4 protein-coding genes are annotated in these 2,988 nt (G+C 70.1%); all 4 read left to right on the forward strand.

Annotated features, from left to right (window positions below; translation table 11 throughout):
• Nucleotides 1-299 (forward strand): AMIN-like domain-containing (lipo)protein (locus tag PLJ28_RS14845; RefSeq protein ID WP_502877095.1); only part of this gene is annotated, 299 nt, incomplete at its 5' end.
• A 101-nt stretch (nucleotides 300-400) separates the two neighbouring features.
• Nucleotides 401-952 (forward strand): AMIN-like domain-containing (lipo)protein, encoded by a 552-nt coding sequence (locus tag PLJ28_RS14850; protein ID WP_010145697.1) that lies wholly within the window; start codon nucleotides 401-403, stop codon nucleotides 950-952.
• Nucleotides 953-1,014: 62 nt separating this feature from the next.
• Nucleotides 1,015-1,461, forward strand: a complete 447-nt coding sequence (gene mscL, locus PLJ28_RS14855; protein WP_183527498.1) for a large conductance mechanosensitive channel protein MscL — start codon at nucleotides 1,015-1,017, stop codon at nucleotides 1,459-1,461.
• Between the two features lie 294 nt (nucleotides 1,462-1,755).
• Nucleotides 1,756-2,988 (forward strand): heparan-alpha-glucosaminide N-acetyltransferase domain-containing protein (locus PLJ28_RS14860; protein ID WP_324590337.1); only part of this gene is annotated, 1,233 nt, incomplete at its 3' end.

The raw sequence follows: 2,988 nt of genomic DNA on the forward strand, positions 1-2,988 counted from the left end.
ACCTGCAGGTGTTCCTCACCAACCCGTCCACCACCAGTACCGGCACGCTCACCTGGACGCCGGGCAACACCCGGGAACTGCGCGACGTCTCCGGCTACCGCACGCTCCGCCAGGTCGTCCTCGCCTCCCACCACCGGGAGACGGTCACCGGGGAGTCCGCCGGGCAGCCGCGCAGCCACGACGAGGCCTACACCTCGATCGGCCTGGGCGTACGCGCCCGGCTGCCGTTCCGCGTCTTCCAGCTCGAGGGCCCCGGTGGCGGTTCCCGGCTGGTCGTCGACGTCGCCCATCGCTGGTGACGCACCCTCGGCCCCGCAGGGGCCGGCCCACACCCCGCGGGCCACGACTCCGGAAAGATCCACCAAAGACAGACCCACCACGGACAGAGAAGGACACCGTCATGAAGAAGCCGTTCGCCGCAGCAGCCACCGCCGCCCTGGCCGTCGGGCTGGGACTGGGCCTGGGGGTCACGGCCCCACCGCCGGCCACCGCGGCCCCCTACTGCGGCATCACGTGGGGATCCGCGGCCAAGACCCGGGCCATCGAGTCCACCGCCCAGATCACCGGCGTCCGCACCGGACGCCACACCTGCTTCGACCGGATGGTCGTGGACCTGCGGTACAAGGTCAAGGGCTATGACGTCCGCTACGGCCGCGTCTACACCGAGGGACAGGGCGAGTACGTCCCGCTCACCGGCACGGACATCCGGATCATCGTCAAGGCCCGGACCTACACGGACTCCGGGCGGGCCACCTATGCCCCGGCCGACTGGGACCATGTGGCGGACGTGGACGGCTACCGGACCTTCCGGCAGGTCGCCTATGCCGGCAGCTTCGAGGGCCAGACCACCTTCGGGCTGGGCGTGCGTGCCCGGCTCCCCATGCGCGTGATGATCCTGGACGGTCCCGGCACGGGCTCGCGCCTGGTGATCGACGTGGCGCACCGGTGGTGATGCCCGCGGATCCCCGACGATGACGGCGTGGCACGGACCGTTTCCCACGCTAGCCTCGGACCATGCTCCAGGGATTCAAGGAATTCATCATGAAGGGCAACGTGCTCGATCTGGCCGTTGCCGTCATCATCGGTGCCGCCTTCGGCGCCGTCGTCACCGCACTCGTCGACTCGGTCCTGATGCCGTTCATCTCCGGACTGGTCGGTTCACCCAACTTCGATTCCTTCGCCGTGGTCACCTTCAACGGCAATGACATCAAGTTCGGCGTCCTGCTCACCACCATCGTCAACTTCCTGCTCGTGGCCGGCGCGGTCTACTTCGTCATCATCATGCCGATGAACAAGATCGTGGAGGCCCGAAACCGCAAGCTGGGCATCACCCCGGCCGCCGAGGAGGTCCCAGAGGACGTCAAGCTCCTCACCGAGATCCGCGACGCCCTGACCTCACCCACGGGCGCGACCGGTCGCCGCGCCCACACGGAGGGCATCGCGGACACCCCGCCGTCCTGATCCCGCCCGGCCGACCTGAGCCACAGCGCCGGCCGTCCCTTCGACCCCGTTCCTCCTCCATCCGGCCCACCCCGCACCGTCCCGATACACCCCTGATACCTCTCGTCCCTCCCCCGGACCCGGGAGCGCCGCAGGCACCTGCGGCGCTCCCGGCGTCTGACAAGGCCGTTGGTCACAGGTTCCGCACAGGCGTGACCTACGGGAGACCTAGACGCCGGTGGTGGTCTGGTACCTGCACCAGATCACGCGACGATCCCGCCCCCGGGGGAGTCGCCTCACGGACGAGGAACACCGATGAGCACGCATGAGGCATCCCAGGACGCCGCTGTCTCCCCCCTGGCACCCCCCGCACCCCGGCGCACCGGACGGCTGATCGGGATCGACGCTGCCCGCGGCCTGGCGCTGATCGGGCTGATCGCCATCCACATCTTCCCGGACGAGACCGACGCCGGTGATCCCACCCTGGCCTGGAACCTGTTCTCCGGTGACTCGGCCGCGCTGTTCGCCCTCCTGGCCGGCGTCGGACTGGCCTTCAGCACCGGCGGGGCCACCCCGCACCGGGGACGGCAACTCGCCGCGGACCGTCTGGGCCTCGTGGCCCGGGCCCTGGTGATCGGCGCCATCGGCCTGGTGATCTCGGCCATCCTGCCCTGGGACCCGCCGGCGAACAACATCCTGACCTACTACGCCGTGTTCTTCCTGCTGACGATCCCGTTCCTGCACCTGCGGACCCGCGCGCTCTTCCTCAGTGCCGCCGCCTTCGCCGTCATCTTCCCCATCCTGCTCCAGCAAGTGGGACCGGAGCTGCCCGAGTCCTCCGCCTGGAACCACACCGTGGTCAACCTGGTCACCGAGCCCCTCGGCACCGTCTCGGAGTTGCTGCTGACCGGCAACTACCCCGCCCTGGCGTACATGACCTACCTGCTGGTGGGCCTCGGTCTCGGCCGACTGAACCTGCGCAGCACGCGCGTCCAGGCCATGATCGCCGGTGCCGGCGCCGCGCTGGCCGCCCTGTCCCACCTGCTGTCCGCCCTCCTGCTGGGCCCCGCCGGGGGGTACAACGCGCTCCTGGCCGCCTCGGACATGTCGGAGGATGAGCTGGACTGGACCCTGACCTTCGGCAGCGAGGAGATCCCGGACACCTCTGCCTGGTGGCTGGCCGTGGACACTCCTCACGCCAACACGACCCTGGCCATCGGAGCCAGCCTGGGCCTGGGACTGCTCGTGACCGGACTGTTCCTGCTCCTCGCCGAGCGGACCGGCCGGGTGCTGATGCCGCTGGCGGCCATGGGCTCGATGACCCTGACCCTGTACTCGGCGCACCTGATCGCCCTGGCCCCGGAGCTCCACTACGACGATCCCGTCCTCTGGTTCGTCCTGCACCTCGCCGCGGCCGCCGCCTTCGCCTGGTACTGGCACCGCAGGTTCGGCCAGGGACCCCTGGAGAAGGGGGTGGCGACCGTCGCCCGCAGGACCCGTCAGCTGGTCCTGGACCGGGAACCCGGATCCGTCGCCGCCGGGACGGCC

Origin of the sequence: Citricoccus sp. (assembly GCF_035445025.1) — a bacterium.
GTDB lineage: Bacteria > Actinomycetota > Actinomycetes > Actinomycetales > Micrococcaceae > Citricoccus.